The sequence below is a fragment of the Paraburkholderia sp. WS6 genome (assembly GCF_030464835.1).
Lineage (GTDB): Bacteria > Pseudomonadota > Gammaproteobacteria > Burkholderiales > Burkholderiaceae > Paraburkholderia > Paraburkholderia madseniana.
Genome location: NZ_JALQCK010000016.1, coordinates 111927 through 134144, shown reverse-complemented (window position 1 = coordinate 134144; position 22218 = coordinate 111927). Strand labels below are relative to the sequence as shown.

The 22218-nt window shown below is 62.2% G+C and carries 23 protein-coding genes; 7 read left to right on the top strand and 16 right to left on the bottom strand.

The genetic code is table 11. The annotated features are described in order from the left end of the window. Window positions 1–195 precede the first annotated feature (195 nt). Genes cydP through cydX form a run of 4 tightly spaced genes read left to right on the top strand, consistent with a single transcriptional unit; the run spans window position 196 to window position 3357 of the window. Window positions 196–456: a cytochrome oxidase putative small subunit CydP gene (gene cydP / locus M0D64_RS20430; RefSeq protein ID WP_154564561.1), complete on the top strand. Its 261-nt coding sequence runs from the start codon at window positions 196–198 to the stop codon at window positions 454–456. Continuing rightward, a complete protein-coding gene (locus tag M0D64_RS20425) occupies window positions 446–2041 on the top strand; it encodes a cytochrome ubiquinol oxidase subunit I (protein WP_154564563.1) in 1596 nt (531 codons plus the stop codon). The genes cydP and M0D64_RS20425 overlap by 11 nt, the downstream gene beginning before the upstream one ends. Before the next feature lie 34 nt (window positions 2042–2075). Further along, a complete protein-coding gene (cydB, locus tag M0D64_RS20420; RefSeq protein WP_154564565.1) occupies window positions 2076–3212 on the top strand; it encodes a cytochrome d ubiquinol oxidase subunit II in 1137 nt (378 codons plus the stop codon). Window positions 3213–3240: 28 nt separating this feature from the next. Beyond that, on the top strand, window positions 3241–3357 hold the full coding sequence (cydX, locus tag M0D64_RS20415; RefSeq protein WP_154564567.1) for a cytochrome bd-I oxidase subunit CydX: 117 nt from the start codon (window positions 3241–3243) through the stop codon (window positions 3355–3357). Between the two features lie 145 nt (window positions 3358–3502). Here cydX and nagE read toward each other — a convergent pair whose 3' ends face one another. The 5 genes from nagE to M0D64_RS20390 form a co-directional block, all read right to left on the bottom strand. Next, window positions 3503–5281: an N-acetylglucosamine-specific PTS transporter subunit IIBC gene (gene nagE, locus M0D64_RS20410; protein ID WP_266258979.1), complete on the bottom strand. Its 1779-nt coding sequence runs from the start codon at window positions 5279–5281 to the stop codon at window positions 3503–3505. 95 nt (window positions 5282–5376) lie between these two features. Continuing rightward, complete coding sequence (gene ptsP / locus M0D64_RS20405; RefSeq protein ID WP_266258978.1) at window positions 5377–7941, bottom strand: phosphoenolpyruvate--protein phosphotransferase; 2565 nt, start codon at window positions 7939–7941, stop codon at window positions 5377–5379. A 38-nt stretch (window positions 7942–7979) separates the two neighbouring features. Next, a complete protein-coding gene (locus tag M0D64_RS20400; RefSeq protein WP_266259006.1) occupies window positions 7980–8987 on the bottom strand; it encodes an SIS domain-containing protein in 1008 nt (335 codons plus the stop codon). Further along, window positions 8980–10083 carry an N-acetylglucosamine-6-phosphate deacetylase gene (nagA, locus tag M0D64_RS20395; protein ID WP_266258976.1) on the bottom strand — a complete coding sequence of 368 codons (1104 nt, stop codon included), beginning with the start codon at window positions 10081–10083 and terminating at the stop codon, window positions 8980–8982. Before nagA ends, M0D64_RS20400 begins: the two co-directional genes overlap by 8 nt. Window positions 10084–10171: 88 nt before the next feature. Further along, window positions 10172–10906 (bottom strand): GntR family transcriptional regulator, encoded by a 735-nt coding sequence (locus M0D64_RS20390; protein WP_074285541.1) that lies wholly within the window; start codon window positions 10904–10906, stop codon window positions 10172–10174. Between the two features lie 374 nt (window positions 10907–11280). Here M0D64_RS20390 and M0D64_RS20385 point away from each other — a divergent pair, with 374 nt between their 5' ends. Then, a complete protein-coding gene (locus tag M0D64_RS20385; protein WP_266258975.1) occupies window positions 11281–12207 on the top strand; it encodes a bifunctional helix-turn-helix transcriptional regulator/GNAT family N-acetyltransferase in 927 nt (308 codons plus the stop codon). Between the two features lie 92 nt (window positions 12208–12299). Here M0D64_RS20385 and M0D64_RS20380 read toward each other — a convergent pair whose 3' ends face one another. Continuing rightward, on the bottom strand, window positions 12300–13112 hold the full coding sequence (locus M0D64_RS20380; protein ID WP_266258974.1) for a MetQ/NlpA family ABC transporter substrate-binding protein: 813 nt from the start codon (window positions 13110–13112) through the stop codon (window positions 12300–12302). Between the two features lie 301 nt (window positions 13113–13413). On the opposite strand from M0D64_RS20380, the gene M0D64_RS20375 reads away from it, so the two are divergent. Continuing rightward, window positions 13414–13704: a YciI family protein gene (locus M0D64_RS20375; RefSeq protein ID WP_266258973.1), complete on the top strand. Its 291-nt coding sequence runs from the start codon at window positions 13414–13416 to the stop codon at window positions 13702–13704. Window positions 13705–13770: 66 nt separating this feature from the next. Here the strand turns inward: M0D64_RS20375 and M0D64_RS20370 are convergent, their stop codons facing one another. The 5 genes from M0D64_RS20370 to M0D64_RS20350 form a co-directional block, all read right to left on the bottom strand. Continuing rightward, a complete protein-coding gene (locus tag M0D64_RS20370; protein WP_154564581.1) occupies window positions 13771–14400 on the bottom strand; it encodes an SCO family protein in 630 nt (209 codons plus the stop codon). 5 nt (window positions 14401–14405) lie between these two features. Beyond that, complete coding sequence (cyoE, locus tag M0D64_RS20365; RefSeq protein WP_054035767.1) at window positions 14406–15311, bottom strand: heme o synthase; 906 nt, start codon at window positions 15309–15311, stop codon at window positions 14406–14408. 6 nt (window positions 15312–15317) lie between these two features. After that, window positions 15318–16427, bottom strand: coding sequence for a heme A synthase (locus M0D64_RS20360; RefSeq protein WP_266259005.1), 1110 nt, complete (start codon window positions 16425–16427; stop codon window positions 15318–15320). Between the two features lie 31 nt (window positions 16428–16458). Then, window positions 16459–17064, bottom strand: a complete 606-nt coding sequence (locus tag M0D64_RS20355) for a cytochrome C oxidase subunit I (RefSeq protein WP_266259004.1) — start codon at window positions 17062–17064, stop codon at window positions 16459–16461. Between the two features lie 126 nt (window positions 17065–17190). Next, a complete protein-coding gene (locus M0D64_RS20350; protein WP_266258972.1) occupies window positions 17191–17907 on the bottom strand; it encodes an SURF1 family protein in 717 nt (238 codons plus the stop codon). A 114-nt stretch (window positions 17908–18021) separates the two neighbouring features. Here M0D64_RS20350 and M0D64_RS20345 point away from each other — a divergent pair, with 114 nt between their 5' ends. Beyond that, window positions 18022–18231: a twin transmembrane helix small protein gene (locus M0D64_RS20345; RefSeq protein ID WP_007179452.1), complete on the top strand. Its 210-nt coding sequence runs from the start codon at window positions 18022–18024 to the stop codon at window positions 18229–18231. 185 nt (window positions 18232–18416) lie between these two features. On the opposite strand, the gene M0D64_RS20340 is transcribed toward M0D64_RS20345, so the two are convergent. The 5 genes from M0D64_RS20340 to ctaD all read right to left on the bottom strand — a co-directional run bounded on the left by M0D64_RS20340 (window position 18417) and on the right by ctaD (window position 22179). After that, window positions 18417–19274, bottom strand: coding sequence for a cytochrome c oxidase subunit 3 (locus M0D64_RS20340; RefSeq protein ID WP_154564585.1), 858 nt, complete (start codon window positions 19272–19274; stop codon window positions 18417–18419). A gap of 131 nt (window positions 19275–19405) precedes the next feature. Beyond that, on the bottom strand, window positions 19406–19615 hold the full coding sequence (locus tag M0D64_RS20335; RefSeq protein ID WP_054035759.1) for a DUF2970 domain-containing protein: 210 nt from the start codon (window positions 19613–19615) through the stop codon (window positions 19406–19408). 34 nt (window positions 19616–19649) lie between these two features. Then, a complete protein-coding gene (locus tag M0D64_RS20330) occupies window positions 19650–20264 on the bottom strand; it encodes a cytochrome c oxidase assembly protein (protein ID WP_154564587.1) in 615 nt (204 codons plus the stop codon). Window positions 20265–20313: 49 nt separating this feature from the next. Continuing rightward, window positions 20314–20448, bottom strand: a complete 135-nt coding sequence (locus tag M0D64_RS20325) for a cytochrome oxidase small assembly protein (protein ID WP_266258971.1) — start codon at window positions 20446–20448, stop codon at window positions 20314–20316. Window positions 20449–20565: 117 nt separating this feature from the next. Next, on the bottom strand, window positions 20566–22179 hold the full coding sequence (gene ctaD, locus M0D64_RS20320; RefSeq protein ID WP_154564591.1) for a cytochrome c oxidase subunit I: 1614 nt from the start codon (window positions 22177–22179) through the stop codon (window positions 20566–20568). Between the last annotated feature and the right edge of the window lie 39 nt (window positions 22180–22218).

Below are 22218 nucleotides of genomic sequence, written 5' to 3'. Positions count from 1 at the left end.
AAACACGTGTTTCTTGACGTATCACAAACCCCATAGCAATACTGTTCAGACGGCGTGACGTTCGCGACCCAATGCCGCAGTGCCGAACTTACGCGCACTAGGTCATTGCTCCTAGAATCGGGATGAACTTGCCAAGCCCCTGAAACGGCCTGGATCCAGCCGGTTAAACCGGTGTGAAGTTGCCTTCTACCGATCATGACCATAGCCCTGAATCGCAATAACAACCCTCGCTCGAGCCTGCGCAAACGGCTCGCCGCCTGGGTACGCGGTCCGACGCTGGCGCGGGATATCGCCATCGTCCTCGCCATCAAATTCGTACTGCTGATGGCGCTCAAGTACGCATTTTTCAATCATCCGCAGGCGGAGCATATGTCGCTGCCGCCTGAACAAGTCGCGCAGGCGCTGCTGTCCGTGCCTGCCTCGCATCCGTCCCAAGGTGGTCAACATGCCCGTTAGCGAAGTCGTAGAACTGTCGCGCCTCCAGTTCGCCATCACGGCGCTTTATCACTTTCTGTTCGTGCCGCTCACGCTCGGTCTGTCCTGGTTGCTGGTCATCATGGAATCCGTCTATGTGATGACCGGCAAGCAGATCTACAAGGACATGACCCAGTTCTGGGGCAAGCTGTTCGGCATCAACTTTGCGATGGGCGTCACCACCGGCCTCACGCTGGAATTCCAGTTCGGCACCAACTGGTCGTACTACTCGCACTATGTCGGCGACATTTTCGGCGTGCCGCTGGCCGTTGAAGGGTTGATGGCGTTCTTCCTCGAGTCGACCTTCGTCGGCCTGTTCTTCTTCGGATGGAAGCGGCTCTCGAAAGTGCAGCACGTGGGCGTCACGTTCCTCGTCGCGCTAGGCTCGAACCTGTCGGCGCTGTGGATTCTGGTGGCCAACGGCTGGATGAACAATCCGGTCGGCGCCACCTTCAACTACCAGACCATGCGCATGGAACTCGACAGCATCTTCTCGGTGCTGTTCAATCCGGTCGCGCAGGTGAAGTTCGTGCACACCGTATCGGCCGGTTACGTGACCGCTTCGATGTTCGTGCTCGGTGTGTCGTCGTGGTATCTGCTGAAGCGCCGCGACACCGAGTTCGCCTTGCGCTCGTTCGCTATTGCCGCCGGCTTCGGTCTGGCCTCGACACTGTGCGTGATCGTGCTCGGCGACGAATCCGGCTATCGCACCGGCGAAGTTCAGCAGGTCAAGCTGGCCGCCATCGAATCCGAATGGGAAACGGCGCCCGCACCCGCGCCCTTCACGATCATCGGCATTCCGAATCAGAAGGAAGAACGCACCGACTATGCGATCCGCATTCCGTATGCGCTCGGCCTCATCGCCACGCGCTCGATCGACGAACCGGTGGTCGGCCTAAAGGAATTGATGGCGCAGAACGAAGTGCGCATCAAGAACGGGATGCTCGCCTATGCCGCGCTGCAAAGGCTCAAACAGGGCGACGCCACGGACGAAGTCAAAGCCGCCTTCGACGCGCACAAGGAGGACCTTGGCTACGGCCTGATGCTCAAGCAGTTCACCCCGAACGTCACCGACGCCACGCCGGATCAGATCGTGCAGGCCGCCAAGAAGACAATTCCGCCGGTGGCGCCCGTGTTCTTCTCGTTCCGCCTGATGGTCGGCCTCGGCATCCTGTTCCTTGCGACCTTCGTACTAGCGTTCTGGTTTTGCGCGCAGCGCTCCCTGCTGCTGGAGAAACGCCGCTGGTTCCTGCGCTGGGCAGTATGGGCAATTCCGTTGCCGTGGCTCGCTGCTGAATTCGGTTGGATCGTTGCTGAAGTGGGCCGTCAACCGTGGACCATCGCCGGTATTCTGCCGACCGCATTGTCCGCCTCGAGCCTAACGCCGGGCGATCTGTACCTGAGCATTGCCGGCTTCGTCGTGTTCTACACGGTGCTGTTCATCATCGAAATCATGCTGATGTTCAAGTACGCGCGACTCGGGCCTTCGTCGCTGCACACGGGGCGCTATCACCACGAACAACAACAGCCGCTGAATCAGTCGCTGCCGACCAACACGGCCGCATGATTCGCCGCCACTCTGTTCCAAGGGAAAGATCATCATGGATTACGCAACCCTCAAACTGATCTGGTGGGTGTTGATCGGCGTGCTGCTGATCGGCTTCGCGCTCACCGACGGCTTCGACATGGGCGCGGCGATTCTGCTGCCGTTCATCGCGAAGACCGACGCCGAGCGACGCATTGTCGTCAACACGGTCGGCGCGACGTGGGAAGGCAATCAGGTGTGGCTCATCACAGCGGGCGGCGCGATGTTCGCCGCGTGGCCGCTGGTTTACGCCGCGTCGTTCTCCGGCTTCTACTTCGCGATGCTGCTGGTGCTGTTCTCGCTGTTTTTCCGGCCGGTCGGCTTCGACTACCGCAGCAAACGTGAAGACCCGCGCTGGCGCAGCGCATGGGATTGGGCGTTGTTTGTCGGCGGCTTCGTCCCGGCGCTGGTGTTCGGCGTGGCGTTCGGCAACCTGCTGCAAGGCGTGCCGTTCTCGTTCGACACCGATCTGCGCGTCACGTATCACGGCAGTTTCTTCGCCCTGCTCAACCCGTTCGCCGTGCTATGCGGGCTCGTTAGCGTGTCGATGCTGGCTGCTCACGGCGCAGCCTTCGTGAAGATGAAGGCAGACGACGTCGTCGCCGAGCGTGCGTCACTGGCGCTGCGGATCGCTTCGCTCGCCGCCGTGGTGCTGTTCCTGCTTGCCGGCGCGCTGATCGCCACGATGATCGGCGGTTATCAGATCGTCGATGCCGCGCCGCTCGATACGGTGGCCAACCCGCTGCTGAAGAACGTGATCGGCGCACCCGGCCTGTGGCTCACCAACTACGCAAACTATCCGTGGATGGTGATCGCGCCGGTGGCCGGCCTCGTCGGTGGCGTGCTTGCCTTGTTGCTGGCGCGCTCGCGTTTTGAAAAGAGCGCCTTCCTGGCGACCTCGCTGATGATCATCGGCGTGATCCTGACGGCGGGCTTCTCGATGTTCCCATTCATCATGCCCTCCTCGCTCGACGGCCGCAGCAGCCTGACCGTGTGGGATTCGACCTCGAGCCGCATGACGCTGCAGATCATGCTGATCGCCGTGATCATTTTCCTGCCGATCGTCCTGATCTACACGAGCTGGGTGTATCGCGTGATGCGAGGCAAGGTGACCGCCGCGGCGCTCGAAGAAAATCACCATTCAATGTATTGATCAGGAATACGGATAACAGGAGTTTGTGATGTGGTATTTCAGTTGGCTTCTCGGCATTGGCGTGGCGTTGGCGTTCGGCATTATCAACGTGATGTGGCTGGAAACGCGCCGGCCTTTGGAAACGAGTAAGCAGAAAGCACGTTGATGGAACCGTTGCCGGTCGCGCGCCGTTAGGCTCAAGCCGGTAAACGCAAAGCGGCACCTTGGTTCAAGGTGCCGCTTTTTTATTGCTGCGTCATCGGAACAGAAGCGCAGTAATGGAGCGGCGCAGGCCGCTCCTCAACGTTGCATTACGCGGGCTGCGGCGCCGTACCGGCACCCGTATCGGGCGACAGGCGTGTCGCCAGTTGTGCGGCATAGCGCTGGGCTGCGTCGCCAACGACGATGTGGAACGTGTCGGCCGAAACCCATGCAGTATCGAGCGTAGCAAGACGTTGACGATCAACCGCAGACGGATCGCGAACCACGATCCGCAGACGCGTTGCCGCCACGGCATCCAGCGACACGACGTTGCCCGCGCCGCCGAACACGGCGAGCCAACGCAACGGATCCGGGTCGAGCGGACCGCCCTGAGCACCGCTTGCAGTCGCCACAGGAGCCGCAGCGACAGCAGGCGCAGTAGCAACAACCGGCTTCACCGCATCGCCACCGCCTTGCGCGATCACCGTGCGGATTTCATCGGCGATGATGTCCGCTTCCGGTCCAATAATCACCTGCACATTGGTCAAGCCGCGTTTGAGCACGCCACGCGCACCAATCGTCTTCAGTTCGCTTTCCGAGACCTTGCTGGCATCGACCACCGACAGACGCAGACGCGTCGTGCAGGCATCCACCACCGACAGGTTCGACGCGCCACCCAGCGCGGCGATATAACGCTGTGCGCGCGGCACGGCGGCACCCGCAACCGGCGACACAAAACCGCCAGCCGCAAACGACTCGATCTGTTCTTCTTCGGCAGCAGGTTCACGACCCGGCGTTGCCATGTTGAACTTGCGGATGAAGAAGCGGAACAGGCCGTAGTACACGACCATGTACACGAGGCCGATCGGAATCGCCCACCAGCCCTTGGTCGACAGGCCGTAGTTCAGCACGTAGTCGATAAAGCCAGCCGAGAAGGTGAAACCGAGATGAATCCCGAGCGCCGAGCAGATCGCCAGCGACAAGCCCGTCAGCACCGCGTGGATCGCATACAGCACCGGCGCGAGGAACATGAAGCTGAATTCGATCGGCTCGGTCACACCCGTCAGGAACGAGGTGAGCGCCATCGACGCCAGCAGGCCGAACACCATTGCGCGGCGCTCTTTCGGTGCCTCGTGATACATCGCGAGACAGGCAGCCGGCAAGCCGAACATCATGACCGGGAAGAAGCCCGTCATGAACGTGCCCGCAGTCGGGTCGCCCGCGAAGAAGCGATGCAGGTCGCCTGTCACGGCCGCGCCACCCGGCGGCGTGAAATTGCCGAACACGAACCACGTCAGCGAATTGAGGATGTGATGCAGCCCCGTGACGAGCAACAAACGGTTCAGCACGCCGAACACGAACGCGCCGAGCGCACCCGCAGTGGTCAGCCAATGGCCGGCCGTATCGATGACGCCTTGCACCGGCTGCCATACGTAACCGAACACAATGCCTATCGCCAGACAGACCACGCCGGTGACAATCGGCACGAAGCGTTTCCCTCCGAAGAATGCGAGGTAGTCGGGCAGCTTGATGTCTTTGTACCTGTTGTACAGCAAGCCCGCGACGATACCCGCCACGATCCCGGACAACACGCCCATATTGAGCTTGTCGTTGATGTCCTTCATCACCGCGATTTCGATCAGATAACCGATCGCGCCCGCGAGACCTGCCACGCCGTTGTTGTCTTTCGCGAAGCCGACCGCCACGCCGATTGCGAACAGCAACGGCAGGTTGTCGAAGATCGCGCCACCGGCGTCGGCGATCATCTTGATGTTGAACACATCGGGTTGGCCCAATCGCAGCAGCAAGCCGGCAACCGGCAGCACTGCAATCGGCAGCATCAGCGCGCGTCCCAGGCGCTGAATCTTCAGAAACGGATTCCCATCCATTGACACCTCCAATCCTTGTCTCGTTGTCGACAGTCGTCGTTGAGTTCTAGCTTTACGTGGTTACGGAGCGAAGCTGGTTGCAGACTGTGTGGGGTTCAGTCCAAAGGCCAGGTTTCGCGGCTTACTGCTCTTACCGCCTGCGCCGATTCGAGCGCCAGTGCATCCTGGGCGCGTTGACGGCACAACTGATAATCGAGGTTGCGCACTCGCGCCTTGATGCCCGGCACCGACACCGGATCCACCGAAAGCTCGGTCACGCCGAGGCCGACGAGCAGCGGCATGGCCAGCGGATCGCCCGCCAGTGCGCCGCATACGCCGACCCATTTGCCATGTTTGTTCGCGCCCTGCACGGTCGCTGCGATCAGACGCAGCACCGCCGGATGCAAGCCGTCCGCTTGCGCCGCGAGATCGGCCTGGCAACGGTCCATGGCGAGCGTGTATTGCGTCAGATCGTTGGTGCCGATCGACAGGAAATCCGCGTGTTGCGACAGTTGATCGGCGAGCAAGGCAGCCGATGGCACTTCGATCATCACGCCAACTTCGATCGGTTCAGTACGACCCGATTCACGGGCGAATTCGTCGATGCGTTTGCGGATGCGGATCAATTCACCCACGTCGGTCACCATCGGCAGCAGGATGCGTACGGCGCCGAGCGGTTGCACCGCGAGCAGGCCGCGCAACTGATCGTCGAGCAGATCCGGGCGCACTTGTGCGAGGCGGATGCCGCGCAGGCCGAGTGCCGGATTCGGTTCGGGCGGCAGCGTCAGGTAGTCGACTTCCTTGTCCGCGCCGACGTCCAGCGTGCGGATGATCGCGGTGCGGCCGCTCAACGCTTCGACGATGGCCTGATAGCTCTGGCGATGTTCGTCGATGGTCGGCGCCGCGGCGCGGTGAATGAACAGCAGTTCGGTGCGCAGCAGGCCGACGGAATCGGCGCCGTTGTCGACGGCGGTTTTCGCGTCGTCGAGCGTGGCGATGTTCGCGGCGACTTCGATCGCGCGGCCATCGGAAGTCACGGCCGCCTGTTGCGACGTACGGCGGTTCGCCTCGCGCACGCCGGCGAGGCGGCTGCGCTCAAGGCGTGCACGTTCGACGTCGAACTCAGTCGGAGCGAATTCGAGGCGGCCGGTGGTGGCGTTCACCACAACCTGCGTGCCTTCGGGGATCGCGTGCAATGCATCGCCGACTGCCACCAGCGCCGGAATGCCGGCCTGGCGCGCAAGAATCGCCGCATGCGAAGTGGCACCGCCACGCGACATCACCAGCGCGGTGACGCGCGTACGATCCAGCGACGACAGATCCGACGGCGTGAACTCTTCAGCCGCCAGCACAGCTTCTTCCGGCAGCGTGCGCGCCGCCGCATTCGTATAACCGAGCGCGCGCAACACGCGCTTTTCGATGTCACGCAGATCGGCGGCACGTTCCGCGAGCAATGCGTCTTCGATATTCGTCAGGATGGCGATCTGTGCGCGGATCGCTTCGCGCCACGCAAAGCCCGCACTCTTGCCGAGGCTGATCAGATCGCGTGCGGCGTCGACCAGCGTGGGATCTTCGAGCAATACGCGATGCACCGCGAAAATGCCCGCCTCGCCCACCGCACCGCGTTGCGACGCATCGCGCACTGTCGTACCGAGGTCGGCGTCGACGGTGGCAATCGCCTTGTCGAGCAACCGGCTTTCAGCCGCCGACGTGCCGTTCGCCTTTTCCGGCGGATCGATGTCCGCATCGTCCCAGCGCACCAGCTTGCCGACCGCGACGCCCGGCGACGCGCACACACCCGCGAGCGTATTCGGCGCGAGCGTTTCGCCCGCGGCGTGGGCAATTGCTTGCGGCGCCGGCGAACTTTGTCGCGCCGGTTTCTCTTCGACTTCGCCGTGCGCTTCACGCGTCAACTCGTGGGCGATTGCTTCGATCGCGGCTTGGGCTTGTGGCCCAACGCCGAGCAACTCAACAGTCGCACCTTCGCCCGCGCCGAGACCGAGCAAACCGACCACGCTCTCGATCGCCGCCTTGCGCCCTTCGTAACGCACTTCGACACGCGCATCGAAACCGCGCGCCGCTTCGCGAGCGCGCGCTGCCGGACGTGCATGCAGACCGCCCGCGTGGACTAGCGTGACTTGCTGACGGGCTTCTTCGGTCACGTTGGTGGCGCTTGCCTGGCGCGATGCGTTCGCCGCTTCGCCGCTACGAGCGCGCAGCACCAGCAACGGCGTTTCGCCTGCCTTCAGCATGCCGTCCTGCGCACGCTCGACAATCTCGAACGCATCCGAATTGGCAATCGCGATCACCGAGACGAGACTCGGCGCATTCAGCGCGACCTGGTCCTGGTCGAACTCGATCAGGATGTCGCCGGTACGCACATGGGCGCCTTGCGCGACCATCGGCGCAAAGCCCTTGCCATTCAGCTCGACGGTGTCGATGCCGATATGCAACAGAATCTCCACGCCATCGGCCGTCGCGAGCGTGACCGCGTGACCAGTGCGTGCGAGATGGGTAATGGTGCCGTCGCACGGCGCGACGAGTCGCCCCTCGAGCGGATCGATGCCGATGCCGTCGCCGAACATGCCGCCCGAAAACACAGGGTCGGGCACGTTCGCCAGCGGCACGACCGGACCGGTCATCGGCGCGAGCAAAACAATATGGCCTTCAGAATGGCTCATCAAGCGGGACTCCTCGACACGTCGCATCTGATTTCTCGTCAGTGAGTTTCGGTGACTTTGTTGAGATGGCGTGGCGCGTCAGGATTGCGCCCGCGAGCGGCGGCAAGGCCGGCAGCCATCACGTAAAAGGACAGGATTGCGGCGATCGGATCGAGCGCCGCATGAGCGGTGGTGGCGAGCGGCAGGGTCGCTTCCGGCACGTCGGCCGGCGCGGCCAGCAGCACGCGGGCGCCGCGCGCCTGCATGTCGCGCGCGAGTTGCAGCAAGCCGGCTTGTTCGGGACCACGCGGCGCGAAGACCAGCAGCGGATAGTCGCGGTCGATCAGTTCCATCGGACCATGACGCACTTCCGCGCTCGAAAACGCTTCGGCTTGAATGCCGGAGGTTTCCTTCAATTTCAGCGCGGCTTCCTGCGCGATCGCGAGGCCCAGACCGCGGCCGATCACGATCATGCGTTCGACGCCACGCAGTTCGTCCACTGCCTTCGACCAGTCGAGTTTGCCGGCGGCCTGCAACACGTCGGGCAGCGTCTTCAACGCGCCGAGCAATGCTTCGTCTTTCTGCCAATGCGCGACCAGTTGCGCGGAGATCGACAGCATCGCGATGTAGCTCTTGGTCGCCGCGACGCTCAATTCCGGACCGGCCACCAGCGGCAAATGAAATTCGCAAGCGTCCGCCAGCGGCGAGTTCGGCGCATTCACTGCGGCCACCGTCAACGCACCGGCCTTGCGCAACGCTTCCATCGTGCCGACGAGATCCGGGCTCTTGCCCGATTGCGAGAACGCCAGCGCGAGCTGATTGCGCACTTGCAGCGGCGCTTGCTGGAGCGTCGCGACCGACATCGGCAGCGAGGCGACCGGCACACCGAGGCGGCTCATCGTCAGGCTTGCGAAGTAGCTCGCCGCATGGTCCGAGCTGCCGCGCGCGACCGTCAGCGCAACATGGCGCGGTTGCTGGGCGAGCTTCGCCGCCAATGCTTCCACGCGCGAGGTATCCCTGAGCTGCGCGGCAACCGTTTCAGCGGACGCCAGCGCCTCTTTAAGCATATTCGACAATTGATTCTCCTTCGACGTAAGTCGCGGTCAACGCCAGTTCACGATCGAACACGACCACATCGGCCCACGCACCGCGCGCGATGCGGCCGCGGTCTTCGATGCCGAGGTAGTCGGCGGCGTAGCGCGACAAACGGTTTGAAACATCGGCGATCGGCAAGCCGATCGATACGAGATTGCGCAGCGCCTGATCCATCGTCAGCGTGCTGCCGGCGAGCGTGCCGTCGGCGAGACGCACGCCGCCGAGGCACTTCGTCACATGCTGGCTGCCGAGGCGGTATTCGCCATCGGGCATGCCGGTCGCCGACGTACTGTCCGTCACTACGTACAGACGCGGAATCGCGCGCAACGCGGCGCGGATCGCGCCCGGATGGACGTGCAGCAAGTCGGGAATGATTTCGGCGAATTCGGCGTGCGCGAGCGCGGCGCCGACGAGGCCGGGATTGCGGTGATGCATCGGCGACATCGCGTTGAACAGATGCGTGAAGCCACACGCGCCATGCTTGAGTGCGGCGACAGCGTCATCGTAGGTGCCGAGCGAATGGCCGAGCTGCACGCGCACGCCGCGCGCCGCCATCTCGGAGATGATCTCCATGTGGCCGGCGATTTCCGGCGCCAGCGTAACCACGCGAATCGGTGCGATCGACAGATACTTCAGCACTTCATCCATCACCGCGGACACAGCGGCGTCTGGTTGCGCGCCGAGCTTACCGGGGTTGATGTACGGACCCTCCAGATGGACGCCGAGCACGCGCGCACCGCCTGGCGTGCGAATGCGCGCGTTATTGCCAAGCTCCGCGACGACACTCATCAGCTCGTCGCGCGGCGCGGTCATCGTGGTGGCGAGCAGGCTGGTCGTACCGTAACGCGCATGCGTGCGGGTGATGGTTTCGATCGCGTCGCCGCCTTCCATCACGTCGGAGCCGCCACCGCCGTGCACGTGAAGATCGATGAAGCCGGGCAGGATGTACGGCGCGTCGTTCTTCGACGGATCGGCGCGTTCGCCTGTCAGCGCCGTGATGCGGCCGTTTTCGTATTCGAGCGTGCCGTGAATCCACCCATCGGTGGTGAGTATGTTTCCGGTCAGCATGAGTCTCTCTGGTGAGGCGTAATGCGGGGTGTGACTGAATTGCGTTCGGCTGTGCCGCACGTGACGGCTGCCCGCTCAGGCGCGCCAGTCAGGTGCGCAATTCAGCGACAAAGTCGTAGTAATCGTCGCGGCAATAGGTGTCGGTCAGTTCGATCGCACGCTGGTCCGCGCTATACCCGATACGGGTAATGACCAGCAGCGCCGAGCGCGGTTCGATATCCATCAACGAGGCGATTTCGCTCGAAGCATTGACCGCGCGAAAGTGCTGCAAGGCGCGCACGACGGCAGCGCCACGTTGTTCGAGATAGCTGTAAAGCGACACGCCGATGGCCAGCGGATCGGGCACGATCGCCGCCGGCAGCGCCGAATGCTCGACCGCCATCACGATGCCGTCCGCGCGCCGCAGACGCCGCAGGCTCGCCACCGCCGCGCCTGGCGACAGGCCGAGGTGCACCAGTTCGTCACGGTTGGCGGCGCGGATATCGCGCTCGAGCCACACCGAATCCGGCCGGAAACCACGTTGCTGCATCTTCTTCGTGAAGCCGGTAAGCCGCGACAGCGGATCTTCGACGCGTGGCGTGATGAAGCTGCCCGCGCCTCGCGCCCGGCGGATCAAGCCTTGCTCGACCAGCAGCTCGATCGCCTTGCGCGCGGTGATGCGCGACACGCCGATCGCATCCGAGAGCGTGCGTTCCGAAGGCAGCGCTTCACCCGCCGACCACACGCCGCAGTGGATCGCCGTCGCCAGATTGCGCGCGAGCTGGAGATAGAGCGGCGTGACGTTGCGAGCGTCAGGCATCAGTGCGGACCAGCGAGTTTCCATGGGGCTCCGGCGGTCGTCTTGAAGAGTGCGGCCTACGAAAATGAGAGCCCATTATATAACCAACATAATACCAGTCAATCGACTGGTTCCATTCTGGTATGGATTGACGGAAAGCCTTGCTGGATAGGCGTCAGAGGGTGATTTGAGGGCTTCGGAGAGCGGTTCACAGGGATCGGGATTTACCCGTATTCGAGATGCCGGACGGCATCCGGGTGGTCCATATTGGTTCTCTTCCTGCCCAGAGAGACGCCCCAAAATCCATACCTTTCTGATACCACTTTGGTACGCCCCTTGGCCGCGCGGCTTTTTTAATGGGTTCCGTTCCAATATAGTGGCGTGTAGCAAGCCATAAAAATTCCCCCGGGGAGCAGCATTTGACAGATTCCGAGGCGCTGCGGCGTGCTCAGGCCGTCCGCCATTTCAACCGCTTCTATACCCAGCTCATCGGCGCTCTGCATGAGCATCTGGCAAAGAGCGCCTTCTCGCTGACGGAAGTGCGCGTTCTGCACGAACTGTCCCGCGGACGCGCGCAGACAGCCTCGGTGCTTGGGCGCAACCTCGGCCTCGACAGCGGCTACCTCAGCCGCCTTCTGACGAGTTTCGAACGACGCAACCTGATTACGCGGCGCCCGTCCGACTCGGACGCGCGCCAATCGCTGATCGCCCTCACCGACAACGGCTACGCGGCCTACGCACCGCTCGATACGGCGGCGATCGAAGAAGTATCGGCGTTGCTGAACGGCCTCACCGCGCTTTCCCAGGAACACCTGATCGCCGCGATGAAAGTGATCGAGCGCTTGCTCGACAGCAAGCCGCAGCCCGAACTCGTGATCCTTCGGCAGCCACGCGCCGGCGAGTGCGGCTGGCTCGTGCATCGGCAGGCGCAGTGGTTCGCCGCGCAGTACGGCTGGGATCAATCGTTCGAGGGGTTGCTCGCGCGCGTCGTCGCCGATTATTCGCAGCGCAACGATCCGGTGCGCGAGATGTGCTGGGTCGCCGATCAGGAAGGCATCGTAGTCGGCTCGGTGTGCATCGTCGGGATCTCGACGACCGTGGCAGGCGTGCGGCTCTTATGGGTCGAGCCGGACGTGCAGCGCCTTGGCATCGGCACACAATTGATGAGCGAATGCGTGCGATTCGCGCGGCGCGCAGGGTACACCAAACTCACGCTGACCACAGCCAGCACGCTCAAGGAGCCGCGCCGGCTATGCGAGCGCGCCGGCTTCCGGCTCGTCTGTACGACGGCGGAACGGCGCTTCGGCAAGGATCTGATGATCGAGCGGTGGGAGTTGGGGTTGTAGGGTCGCCAAAGAATGCGCGACGCACGGACAAAAGGCGCCACGGTTTGTCACTGTGGCGTTTTCGTTTTGCGAAGCAGGTTAAAGGGTGCCGCTTAGAACGACGGTACCACCGAACCCTTGAACTGAGTCTTGATGAACTGGCGCACGTCTTCCGACTGGTAAGCCGCGACCAGCTTCTTGACCCACGGCTTGTCCTTGTCCTGCGCGCGCACGGCGATCAGGTTCGCGTACGGGCTGCGGATGTCTTCGAGCGCGATCGCGTCTTTGGTCGGCTGCAGACCGGCGGCCAGCGCGAAGTTCGTGTTGATCGCGGCAGCGTCGACATCCGACAGCGAGCGCGGCAGTTGTGCTGCGTCTAGATCGACCAGCTTGATCTTCTTCGGATTCTCCGCTACGTCGAGCGCCGTGGCGTTATTGCCGTTCGTGCCCGCGCCGGCCTTCAGCTTGATCACGCCTTGCGCCTGCAACAGCAGCAGCGCGCGGTTCTCGTTCGACGGATCATTCGGTACCGCGATCTTCGCGCCTTGCGCCAGATCCTTCAGCGACTTCAGCTTCTTCGAATAGATGCCGAGCGGCGAAATGTACGTCAGGCCCGCATTGACGATCTTGTAGCCACGTTGCTTGACCTGGCTGTCGAGGTACGGCTGGTGCTGGAAACTGTTGGCATCCAGATCGCCGGCGTCGAGCGCGGCGTTCGGCTGCACGTAGTCGTTGAATTCGACGACCTTCACATTCAGGCCTTCGCGCTTCGCCACTTTCGTGACGACTTCCCAAATTTGCGCATCCGGGCCGCCGATGGTGCCGACCTTGATGACCTTGTCGTCGGCGTGTGCGCCGAAACTGGTGACGATCGCCGCGCTGGCGATTACTGTCGAGAGGGCTTTGAGGATGTTTCTGCGCTGCATGTAATTCTCGCTTGTTCTGATCGATGTCAGATTCGGGTGGAAGCCGGCGGCAGGCATCTTGTGGACGCGCCGCCAACTGGACCGCAAATGGTCTCATACGCCCGGCGAGATGGGAAATATCACGATCGCATATGGTTATGCCCCTGCAACGGCGCGGTTGATGCGCGACACACTCGCCGTATCTTGTAGACGTCCCGTCTGATCCTGCAACGAAGCCGCCAGCGGGTCGGCTGCTGACAGATAATCGAAGGTCATTGCCCGCAAATCCGTGCGGCCCATTCAATCGCTTACGAGAACGCTCATGTACGTCATCAACCTCGTCTACACCGCATCGCTTGACCGCGTCGACGACGCGCTCGAAGCACATCGCGCGTTTCTGACACAACAGTTCGAAGCAGGAGTATTCGTCGCCGCCGGACCGAAGGTGCCGCGCGACGGCGGCATCATTCTGGCGGTGCGCATCGAGCGCGATAAGCTGGATGAGATTCTTGCCAGCGACCCGTTCGCCGAGCAGAAGCTCGCACGTTACGAGGTGACGGAGTTCAAGGCGACGCGCCTCGCGCCGGGAATGAATTTGCCGATGCCGGCTTGAGGACAACTGCGAAGGAAATTGAATACGGGCGCGCGGCAGACGCGCGCGCCCATCTGCATCAATGCATCAATCGAGCAGCAGCTTGATATCGTGCACCCACGGCGTAGCGCCCTGGCCGTCACGCGCGAATAGACGCAGCTTGCCGTCCGGGTCGAACACATAGCTCGCCGCGGTGTGGTCCATCGTGTAGCTATCGGCTGTCTTGCCCGGCACTTTCGCGTAGTACACGCGGAAGTCTTTCGTGATCTTGGTGAGCTGCGCCTGGTCAGCCGGACGCAAGCCGACGAACGTCGGATTAAACGCCGGCACGTATTGCGCGAGCAGGGCCGGCGTGTCGCGGTCGGGATCGACGGTGACAAACAGCACCTGCACGCGCTTCGCGCCTTCCGGGCCGAGTTGCTGCAGCGCTTGCGAAAGCTCGGCCATCGTGGTCGGGCAGACGTCCGGACAGTGTGTGTAGCCGAAGAACAGCACCACCACCTTGCCCTTGTAATCCGCCATTGTGCGGACCTGGCCGGTCGTGTCGGGCAGCGAGAAATCGCTCCCGAATTGTGTGTTGCCGGTGATGTCGAGGTTCTGGAACGCCGGCGGCTGCTTACCGCAGCCGGCCACCAGCAACGCACCACCAAGTGCGCAAGCCATCACAGTGACACGCGCGGCGGCACGCGCCGTGCGCACAAAGCGTTGTGTAAGCATGGGTGTTACGCGCCAATCACGACGCGCGCATAGTGGTCGATCAACAGCGCGGCGAAGAGCAGCGACAGATAAACGATCGAGTAACGGAAGGTTTTGCGCGCCAGATCGTCGGAGTAGTCCCGATAGATCTTCCACGCATACGCGAGGAACACGGCGCCGAGCAACACGGCCGCCGCGAGGTACACCACGCCGCTCATGCCGGAGATGAACGGCATCATCGTGACTGCGAACAGGATCACCGTGTACAGCAGAATATGCAGGCGTGTGTACTTTTCGCCGTGCGTGTTCGGCAGCATCGGCAGACCAGCGTTTTCGTAGTCTTTGCGGCGATACAGTGCGAGGGCCCAGAAATGCGGCGGCGTCCACACGAAAATGATCAGCACGAGAATCCATGCGTCGCCCGGCACGTGACCGGTGACGGCGGCCCAACCGAGCGCCGGCGGCATCGCGCCCGACGCGCCGCCGATCACGATGTTCTGCGGCGTGGCCGGTTTGAGCAGCAGCGTATAGATCACCGCATAGCCGACGAAGGTGGCGAGCGTGAGCCACATGGTCAGCGGATTGGCGAACGTGTAAAGCGTCCACATGCCGAGTCCGCCGAGCACGGCCGAAAACAACAGGATCTGCGGGGTCGTGATTTCGCCACGCGCGGACGGCCGCCACGACGTGCGACGCATCTTCGCGTCGATCTTCTGTTCCATCAGGCAATTGATGGCGAACGCCGCACCGGCCAGCAGCCAGATGCCGACCGTGCCGCCGATCAGGACGGTCCACGGCACCATGCCGGGCGTCGACAGAAACATGCCGATGACTGCGCAGAACACAGCGAGCTGCGTGACGCGCGGCTTCGTCAGGGCGATGTACTGGGAGACCCGGCTACCGGGCGTTTGGGAGAGAGTTGTGCTGTCCATGTGGGGTCACGCTGGCGCGGCATCGCGCGCAGGCAACACGGCGCGGCCGGGACGGCTATAAGCGATCCGAAAGTTTAACATAACGAGCAGAAGCAGCAGGATCGCGGCCCCCCCGTTATGCGCGACCGCAATGGGCAACGGCCATTGCAGGACGATGTTCGACAGGCCGCTGATGAACTGGATCAGCACCACCAGCAACACGCCGTTTGCCGGCCGCCGCAGCGACTCGAAACGGCGCAGTTTCAGCGCAAACCACACCAGATAGGCGACCACGACGATCGCGAACGTGCGGTGAGTCCAGTGAATCGCGACCAGCGCATCTTGCGTAATCATGTCGCCGTCACCGGTCATGCCGAGCGCGCGCCACAGGTGAAAGCCGTGCGCGAAATCCATCGGCGGGACCCATTGGCCATTGCAGGTCGGGAAGTCAGTGCAGGCAAGCACCGCGTAGTTCGTGCTGACCCAGCCGCCCAGCGCGATCTGCACCACCAGCAGCACGAGACCGGCGATCGCAGCCGTCCGCCAGCGCGCGGCTTCGGGCTCATAGGCCGGCAGCGGCGTTTGGCGCGCGGCCAGCCAGCCGAGCGTGCCGAGCAACGCGAGGCCAAGCAGCAAATGGGTCGTCACGATGATCGGCTGCAACTTCATGGTCACGGTCCACGCCCCAAATGCGCCCTGCACAAGAATCAGCAGCAGCAGCGAAGTCGGCCACCACGGCGACACATGCAGTGGACGGCGCTTGATACGAGCCGTCCACGCAATCAACGTCTGCGCGATGATCAGCACGCCGATCGCCATCGCGAAGTAACGGTGGATCATCTCGATCCAGGCCTTCGTCATGCTGACCGGTCCGGTCGGCATCAATTGATGCGCGGCGGTAATCGCGGCGTGCGCGATGAACGGCGACGACGTGCCATAGCAACCAGGCCAGTCCGGGCAACCGAGACCAGAATCGGTGAGACGCGTAAAGCCGCCGAACATCACCAGGTCCAGCGTCAGGAAAGTGGTGAGCCACACCAGCTTGCGGAATTTGTTGTCGTCGGCCTTGACCCATACATAGGACAGCGGCAACAACGCGATACACAAGCCGATCAGGGCCAGTTGCAGAAGTTGCAATGCAGACATCTTTCTTACCCTTGTTGCGGCGTCAGCCGATGCTCGACCACTTGAGCAGCTTGGTCACGTCGCCCTTGATCTTGCTGGGGTTCGGATCTTTCGGGAAACGCATCATCAGATTGCCGTTCGGATCGACCATATAGATGTGGTCGGTGAGTTGGGTGCCGGTGTCGGTCGGCAGCCATGCGGACACCTGCGCCGGATTGGCGATCAGCATGTGGGTGTCGGGGTAGGCCTTTTGTATCACATCGGACACGTTGCCTGCATCGGTGCGCAGCCACACTTCGACGACGCGCTCGCGTTCCGGGCCCTGAGCTGCACGGATTTGTCGCATGAAGTACAGCTTGGTGACGCAGGCTTTGTCGCATGCGCTGTTGTCGACAGAGATCAGCAGCCAGCGGCCGCGCAGCGTCGCGAGCTTGAGCGGCTTGCCGTCTTCACCCGTGACGACGAGCGAATCGGGAATCGGTCGCTGCGGTTCGACCAGCGTGCCGTAGCTCGTGCTGCCGCCGGCCGGCTTGACCACGTAGTAAACAAAATACGATACGACGATCGGCGCGGCGCAGATGACCGCCAGCAACAGCAGCATCCAGCGGCCACGCTTCCACGATCCCTCGCCATTGGGTTGACCAGGCATCGCTTTCGGAGCTGCGGGTTTGCCGGCTTGCGGCGAACGGGGAGATTGCGTCGACACTACAGGACCTCTTTCAATGATTGCGCGGCTTCGAGCCCGTGCTCAGGGCACGAAACCGCAGGCGATGCGTTACACGCTCGGGGCGTGCTCTTTCTTCGCGGCGCGGCGCGCGGCGTACAAGCCGAAGACCAGCGCCGCGGCCGCCATGCCCCACCACTGGAACATGTAGCCGTAGTTGGTTTCGACGCCGGTTGTCGGCGCCGGCCAGTCGCGCACAAGCTTGTCGCCGTCGTCGCTCAATTGCTGGATCACGAACGATTGCAACGGCAGCCCGATTTCCGCAGCGTAGGCCGCCGTATCCAGATTCTGGCGGATCTTCTGATGCGCGGCCGATCCACCCTGCCCTAACTCGAATGCACGCGAGGCATCGGCACGCGCAATGCCTTCGATTTCGATCTCGCCTTGCGGCGTGCTGTACGGCGCGATGGTCTCGCGATTGTTCATGTTGCGCGGCAGCCAGCCGCGATTGACCAGCACGTAACCACCGTCGGCCAGTTTAAAAGGCATCACGACGTAAAAGCCCGGCTGATCGTTATACGGGCGATTATCCAGATAGACGACTTTGTCCGCGACGAAACTGCCGCGCGCCTTCACGCGATGGAATTCGATGTCCTTGAGTTCGACCGGCGTAGCGCTCACAGGCTGTGCGGGCGCGTCTTCGAACTGCGTGATGTGCGCTGCGAGTGCTTCCTTCTGATGCGCGCGGTCGCGCTGCCAGAAGCCGAGCCGCACCGTCACTGCAATCACCAACAGAATCAGCAGTGCGGGAATGAGGCGGAACTTCATCGAACACACTCCGGCACCACAGCCCGCGACGGCGTCTGGAACGTACGGCAGACGCTGGCGCGCGGTGCGATAATAAACGTCTTGCCTCTGCGCTTCCCGGTTTCAGTTGGTTCCATGCACATTCTCGTTCCCATCGCCTTCGTCCTGATCATCGCCAGCATGGTGTCCGCGCTTTACTTCATGATGCATGACAAGGGCAAAACCAAGCGGATGGTCTGGTCGCTCGCCACGCGGGTGGGTCTGTCGATCTCGCTGTTCCTGTTCATCCTGTTCGCTCACTGGATGGGCTGGATTCAGTCGACCGGTATTCCTTACGGGCGTTGAGCTCGGCGGAAAAAGCTTCACGTCACCCAACCCACCAAACAAAACGCCGCCCTGACAGGGTCGAGGGCGGCGCTCTATGACTTGCGTACTGCTCGTGCGCCGCGCCCTTGAAAGGCGATGCGCAAACGGCCTGCACACGCTCCGGAAACCGGCCGGTTTTCAGTACGTATGCAGGCCAGACTGCGTTACAGCCAGTACACGACGACGTACAGCCCAAGCCACACGACGTCCACAAAGTGCCAGTACCAGGCGGCGCCTTCGAATGCGAAGTGATGCTCCGCGGTGAAGTGGCCGCGAATCATCCGCACCAGCACCACGGCCAGCATCGTACCGCCGAGGAACACGTGGAAACCGTGGAAGCCCGTCAGCAGGAAGAACGTCGAACCATACACACCCGAGGACAGCGTCAGGTTCAGTTCGTTGTACGCGTGGAAATACTCGAAGCCTTGCAGGAACAGGAAGCAGACGCCGAGCACCAGCGTAGCCGCCAGCCAGATGATCGCCTTCTTTCGATGATCTTCACGCAGTGCGTGGTGCGAGACCGTCAACGTAGCGCCGGACGACAGCAGCAGCGCCGTGTTGATGGTCGGCACCGGCCACGGCTGCATCGACTTGAAGGTCGAGACCAGCGCTGCCGGACCGTTGTTCGGCCACACCGCCGAGAAATCCGGCCAGATCAGCTTGTAGTCGAGGCTGCCGAGCTGATGCAGCGCGATTTCACGTGCATAGAACAGCGCGCCGAAGAAAGCGCCGAAGAACATCACTTCGGAGAAGATGAACCAGCTCATGCTCCAGCGGTACGACTTGTCGACATTCTTGCCGTACATGCCGCCTTCCGACTCGGCGATCGCGTCGCCGAACCAGTGCCACAGGGTATAGAGCAGCCACAGCAAGCCGACGACGACGCCGATCGGCGCCAGTTCATGGTCGTTGATCCAGGCCGCAAGCGATCCGAGCATGACCAGCAACCCAGCGGCGGCGCTGATCGGATGCCGCGACGGATGCGGTACGAAATAGTACGGGCTCTCGTTTTGACCGCTCATTCTTGATTCTCCACTTCAGTCCAGTTGTTCCGGAATCTCCGGCTGTATCTTCGGCGGCGCGTCGATACCGCACCGCTTCTCTCTAATTCGTGGGCTCTGCTTCGCCCGGTACGACTTGTGTGCCTGCCGGCTCAACCCACTACGGCGTGCACGATCAGGATCAGCACCCCGATCAGGATGGCTACGCTGATCAGCGCTGCTGCAAGCACATGCAGCGGGTTCAACTGCGTTGCGTCCGCTTCCAGATCACGACGCTTGCGCACCCCGAAAAACGACCAGAACACGGCTTTCATCGACTGGCCGAAACTGCTCTTGCGTGGGCTGCCGCGGTTATCGCTCATTTACGTCTTCTTCCTTCGCCTGCGGCCAGTGCCGTCAGGTGGGATTGGCGGTGGTTGCCGCCGTGTTGGCCGTGGGTGCTACGCTCCCGGCCGTCGCCGCTGCCGGCGTATTCAACTCAAAGAACGTGTACGACAACGTGATCGTTTTCACATCCTTCGGCAACTTCGGGTCGACCACGAACACCACCGGCAACCGCTTGGTCTGGTTCGCAGTCAGAGTCTGCTGCGTAAAGCAAAAGCACTCGATCTTCTTGAAGTACTCGGTTGCCTGCTTCGGCGCGTAGCTCGGAATGGCTTGCGCCTGAATCGTGCGCGCCTGTTCGTTGCTGACCTCGTACATCACTGTCGTCACTTCGCCCGGATGCACGTCGAGACTACGTTGCTCCGGCTTGAAACCCAGCGGGCCGCGCGCGTTCGCATCGAATTCGATCGAAATCGTGCGACTCATGTCGACCTGCGTATTCTTCGCCTCACGCACCGTGGCATCACGCTGCACGAGGTTGTTGATGCCGGTGATCTGGCAGATCGCGCGGTACATCGGCACCAGCGCAAAACCAAAACCGAACATCATCAACGCGACGACGAACAGCTTGATCAGCATCGAACGGTTAAAAGAGCGATCGGCCTGGGCCGGCGGTTGCGTCGACATCTCAATCCTCAACAATCCTGCACACAGACTCTAACTACCGCGTACCGCGTCAGGTGAACCACTTCTGATGAATGATGACGCTCGCAAAAAAAGCCGCGGCGATGACAAACAACACGATACCGATCCGCCGGTTACCCGCGCGAACCTGCTCGGGCGTACGTCTTTCTTGAGGATTGCGCGTCATGCTCGACTTTCTGAATACTTTCGTGACTACAGGGTGCCACCACTGCTCGCGTGGCTGCCGGGTCCCGGCGGCGACTAACACCGCGCCGACGAAACCGGCAACCTCGCTGAACGCCGATTACTCGACGGTCGGCGGATTTTCGAACGTGTGGAACGGAGCCGGGCTCGGCACGGTCCATTCGAGGCCCGTTGCGCCGTCCCACGGCTTGTCGCCGGCCTTTTCGAGTTCACCGCCGCCACGATAGGCCGGCAGCGCAACCGCGAACAGGAAGTAGACCTGTGCCAGACCGAAGCCGAAGGCACCGATCGAGATGACCTGGTTCCAGTCCGTGAACTGTGCCGGGTAGTCAGCGTAACGACGCGGCATACCTGCGAGACCGACGAAGTGCATCGGCAGGAACGCGAGGTTAAAGAAGAACATCGACGCCCAGAAGTGGATCTTGCCGCGCGTTTCGTTGTACATCCAGCCGGTCCACTTCGGCGCCCAGTAGTACCACCCGGAGAACAACGCGAAGAGCGAACCCGCAACCAGCACGTAGTGGAAGTGGGCCACCACGAAATAGGTACCGTGATACTGGATGTCGAGCGGCGCCATGGCGAGCATCAGGCCCGACAGACCGCCGAACGTGAACACCAGCAGGAAGCCGACCGCGAACAGCATAGGCGTTTCGAAGGACAGCGAACCGCGCCACATCGTCGCGACCCAGTTGAACACCTTCACACCCGTCGGCACGGCGATCAACATCGTCGCGTACATGAAGAAAAGCTGGCCCGTCACCGGCATACCGGTTGCGAACATGTGGTGCGCCCAGACCATGAACGACAGAATCGCGATCGACGAGGTTGCGTACACCATCGAGCTATAGCCGAACAGCGGCTTGCGCGAGAACGCTGGGATCACCTGCGACACGATCCCGAACGCCGGCAAGATCATGATGTACACCTCGGGGTGCCCGAAGAACCAGAAGATGTGCTGGTACATCACCGGGTCGCCGCCGCCTGCCGCGTTGAAGAACGACGTGCCGAAGTGACGATCGAACAGCACCATGGTGATCGCGCCTGCCAGAACCGGCATCACGGCAATCAGCAGGTACGCGGTGATCAGCCACGTCCAGACGAACATCGGCATCTTCATCAGCGTGAGGCCAGGTGCGCGCATGTTCAGGATCGTCACGACGATGTTGATCCCGCCCATGATCGACGAAGCACCCATCAAGTGGACCGCGAAAATCGCGAAGTCCATGCCCGGGCCCATCTGCGTCGACAACGGTGCGTACAGCGTCCAGCCCGCGGCGGTCGCGCCGCCCGGTGCGAAGAACGAACCGACCAGCAACACCGCAGCCACCGGCAGCAGCCAGAAGCTGAAGTTGTTCATCCGCGCGAAAGCCATGTCCGATGCGCCGATCTGCAGCGGCACCATCCAGTTCGCGAAGCCGACGAAGGCCGGCATGATCGCGCCGAACACCATGATCAGGCCGTGCATGGTGGTCAACTGGTTGAAGAACTCGGGGCGCATGATCTGCAGGCCCGGCTCGAACAGTTCGGCACGGATCATCAGCGCCATCACGCCCCCGGAGAGGAACATGGTGAACGAGAAGATCAGGTACAACGTACCGATGTCCTTGTGATTGGTTGCGAACAGCCAACGACGCCAGCCATGCGGCGTTTCGTGGGCGTGGTCGCCGTGTACGTGCTCGTGGCCCGCGACTACATCGTGTCCGATGCTAGACATGACAATCTCCTAATGCGAATACTGCGGTGCTGACCATGA

Excerpts from the sequence above, each read along its gene's own strand:
- M0D64_RS20345 (WP_007179452.1), top strand. The coding sequence starts at position 18,022 with ATGCACATTCTCGTTCCCATCGCCTTCGTCCTGATCATCGCCAGCATG.
- M0D64_RS20330 (WP_154564587.1), bottom strand. The coding sequence starts at position 20,264 with ATGTCGACGCAACCGCCGGCCCAGGCCGATCGCTCTTTTAACCGTTCG.
- cydX (WP_154564567.1), top strand. The coding sequence starts at position 3,241 with ATGTGGTATTTCAGTTGGCTTCTCGGCATTGGCGTGGCGTTGGCGTTC.
- M0D64_RS20350 (WP_266258972.1), bottom strand. The coding sequence starts at position 17,907 with ATGAAGTTCCGCCTCATTCCCGCACTGCTGATTCTGTTGGTGATTGCA.
- M0D64_RS20340 (WP_154564585.1), bottom strand. The coding sequence starts at position 19,274 with ATGAGCGGTCAAAACGAGAGCCCGTACTATTTCGTACCGCATCCGTCG.
- cyoE (WP_054035767.1), bottom strand. The coding sequence starts at position 15,311 with ATGGACAGCACAACTCTCTCCCAAACGCCCGGTAGCCGGGTCTCCCAG.
- M0D64_RS20325 (WP_266258971.1), bottom strand. The coding sequence starts at position 20,448 with ATGACGCGCAATCCTCAAGAAAGACGTACGCCCGAGCAGGTTCGCGCG.
- M0D64_RS20375 (WP_266258973.1), top strand. The coding sequence starts at position 13,414 with ATGTACGTCATCAACCTCGTCTACACCGCATCGCTTGACCGCGTCGAC.
- cydP (WP_154564561.1), top strand. The coding sequence starts at position 196 with ATGACCATAGCCCTGAATCGCAATAACAACCCTCGCTCGAGCCTGCGC.
- M0D64_RS20370 (WP_154564581.1), bottom strand. The coding sequence starts at position 14,400 with ATGCTTACACAACGCTTTGTGCGCACGGCGCGTGCCGCCGCGCGTGTC.
- ptsP (WP_266258978.1), bottom strand. The coding sequence starts at position 7,941 with ATGAGCCATTCTGAAGGCCATATTGTTTTGCTCGCGCCGATGACCGGT.
- M0D64_RS20425 (WP_154564563.1), top strand. The coding sequence starts at position 446 with ATGCCCGTTAGCGAAGTCGTAGAACTGTCGCGCCTCCAGTTCGCCATC.
- nagA (WP_266258976.1), bottom strand. The coding sequence starts at position 10,083 with ATGCTGACCGGAAACATACTCACCACCGATGGGTGGATTCACGGCACG.
- M0D64_RS20380 (WP_266258974.1), bottom strand. The coding sequence starts at position 13,112 with ATGCAGCGCAGAAACATCCTCAAAGCCCTCTCGACAGTAATCGCCAGC.
- ctaD (WP_154564591.1), bottom strand. The coding sequence starts at position 22,179 with ATGTCTAGCATCGGACACGATGTAGTCGCGGGCCACGAGCACGTACAC.
- nagE (WP_266258979.1), bottom strand. The coding sequence starts at position 5,281 with ATGGATGGGAATCCGTTTCTGAAGATTCAGCGCCTGGGACGCGCGCTG.
- M0D64_RS20390 (WP_074285541.1), bottom strand. The coding sequence starts at position 10,906 with ATGGAAACTCGCTGGTCCGCACTGATGCCTGACGCTCGCAACGTCACG.
- cydB (WP_154564565.1), top strand. The coding sequence starts at position 2,076 with ATGGATTACGCAACCCTCAAACTGATCTGGTGGGTGTTGATCGGCGTG.
- M0D64_RS20400 (WP_266259006.1), bottom strand. The coding sequence starts at position 8,987 with ATGCTTAAAGAGGCGCTGGCGTCCGCTGAAACGGTTGCCGCGCAGCTC.
- M0D64_RS20355 (WP_266259004.1), bottom strand. The coding sequence starts at position 17,064 with ATGCCTGGTCAACCCAATGGCGAGGGATCGTGGAAGCGTGGCCGCTGG.
- M0D64_RS20335 (WP_054035759.1), bottom strand. The coding sequence starts at position 19,615 with ATGAGCGATAACCGCGGCAGCCCACGCAAGAGCAGTTTCGGCCAGTCG.